Origin of the sequence: Mycobacterium sp. (genome assembly GCF_050701675.1) — a bacterium.
In the GTDB taxonomy this organism is placed as follows: domain Bacteria; phylum Actinomycetota; class Actinomycetes; order Mycobacteriales; family Mycobacteriaceae; genus Mycobacterium.
The window spans coordinates 1-1,961 of the sequence record NZ_JBOGDD010001069.1 but is presented as its reverse complement, the minus strand read 5'-3'; the positions used below and the strand labels follow the sequence as shown (position 1 = coordinate 1,961).

At 66.4% G+C, this 1,961-nt stretch carries 2 protein-coding genes; one reads left to right on the top strand and one right to left on the bottom strand.

Annotated elements, in window-relative coordinates:
• Positions 1–1,203 (top strand): glycosyltransferase family 39 protein (locus tag ACRDUX_RS32795; protein ID WP_526420350.1); only part of this gene is annotated, 1,203 nt, incomplete at its 5' end.
• A 25-nt stretch (positions 1,204–1,228) separates the two neighbouring features.
• Here ACRDUX_RS32795 and ACRDUX_RS32790 read toward each other — a convergent pair.
• Positions 1,229–1,961, bottom strand: a 733-nt coding sequence (locus ACRDUX_RS32790; RefSeq protein WP_526420348.1) for an NAD(P)/FAD-dependent oxidoreductase, incomplete at its 5' end; no start/stop codon positions are given.

Below are 1,961 nucleotides of genomic sequence, written 5' to 3'. Positions count from 1 at the left end.
GCATTGAGGTTGCCCGCCATCCTTGCGACCGCGGCAGCAGTGGTCGTCGCGGCACTCATCGCACGCGAGCTCGGATGCGACCGTCGTGCACAGGTTTTCGTGGCCGCGGCGCAGGCCACCGCGCTGTGGACGACGTTGGCCGGGCACTGGCTGACGCCGTACGCACTGGAGCCACTGCAGTGGATGTTGCTGGTGTGGTTGATGGTTCGATGGCAGAGGGTGCGCGACGACCGGTTGCTTCTGGTCATCGGCGTCATCGCGGGTCTCGCCGTACTGACGAAGTTTCAAGTCGCGCTGCTGTGTCTGGTGCTACTCGTCGCCATCACCGTGTGCGGACCACGCGACCTGCTGCGGCGGCCGATGCTGTGGGTGGGCGCGCTGGTCGCACTGGTGATCGCCTCGCCCACCGTGATCTGGCAGCAGTTCCACGGTTGGCCGCAGCTGCGGATGACGCGCGTCGTCGCAGGCGAGGCGGATGCGCTCTACGGCGGTCGAGGCGGAATCGCCGTAGGGCTGCTGTTGTTCGCCGGTCTGGCCGGCGCCTTCCTCGCGGTCTACGGACTCGTCCGGCTGTTGCGCACGGACGAGCTCAGGCCGTACCGGTATCTGGGAGTGGCGTTTCCGGTGCTGTGGGTCGTTTTCGTGATCGCCGAGGGAAGGCCCTACTACCTGGTGGGGTTGTATGCGCCGCTGGTCGCCGCTGGCGCCCTTGGGCTGCAACGCCGAAGAGAATCGGGACGGACCCCGCGCCGATGGCTGCTGTGGTCGGTGTGGGTGACCTGCGGGGCAATGGCGCTCGGCACGCTGGTCGTATCGGTGACGATCGCCCGTTCGGACGTCGGCGAGGGCATTGCCCAGAGCACCGCGGAGGTGCTTCACGGCCTGCCGGCCGACCAGCGCGACCGAACCGTCGTCTACGGCGAGTCCTACATCGTGGCAGCGTTTCTCGACGGCTTTGCCGACCGTTACGGTCTTCCGACGGCGTACAGCGGAAACCGCGGCTACGGCTACTTCGCGGAGCCGCCTGCCGACCACGACGCGGTGCTCTACGTCGGCCGGGATCCGAGCGCGTTGTCGCCGTACTTCACGGCCACCAGCCAGGTGGGCGACATCGGCGACGACATGCATGCCTTTCTCCTCACGGGGCTGCGCGAGCCGTGGGCATCGATATGGCCGCGACTGCGGACGCTGACCGTGTCGTGAATCGACTCCGCCGCCCGCCTCAGCGTCAGCCGAAGACGTAGTCGTCGAGGTTGGGTTCTCGGGTCCAGGTCCAGTAGTCGACCAGTCGCCACGGGCTCAGCGTGTACACCTCGCCGTGGCTGTTCTTGTAGAACGAGTGCTTGATCGACGGCTGCGACCAGACCATCTTGCGCATCTCCTCCTGTGTGCGTCGCACCCAGTCAGCCGTCCTATCCTGCCGTGGCTCCATGAACCGCAACCCGTCGGCGATCAGCTTGTCCAGGCACTTCGAGATGTAACGCATCTGGCACTCCGAGTGGAAGATGAGGCTGCCACCGCTGGCGAGGTTGGTTCCGGGTCCGTACATGCAGAAGAAGTTCGGGTACCCGGGCACGGTGATCCCCAGCAGCGCGGACGGCCGTTGCCCCCAAAGTTCGCGGAGATCACGCCCGTCACGACCCGTGATCGTCATGGGCCACAGCATTTCGGTGGCCTGAAACCCGGTGGCGAACACGATCACGTCGGCCGGATGGCGGACGCCGTCGTCGGTGACGATGGCGCCGGAGTCGATGTGGTCGATCGGCGCGCGGATCAAGTCGACGTCCTCGCGTGTCAGCGTCCGCAGCCAGCTGCCGTTGTCCTGCAACGTGCGCTTGCCCGTGGCGGGATAGTCCGGCACCACCTTCGCCGCCAACTCGGGATCATCGCCGAGCTGGCTCTTGATCCACTCCGTGAACACGAGCCGGGTGATCTCGTTGACCTCGCTGACGGCACGTCGT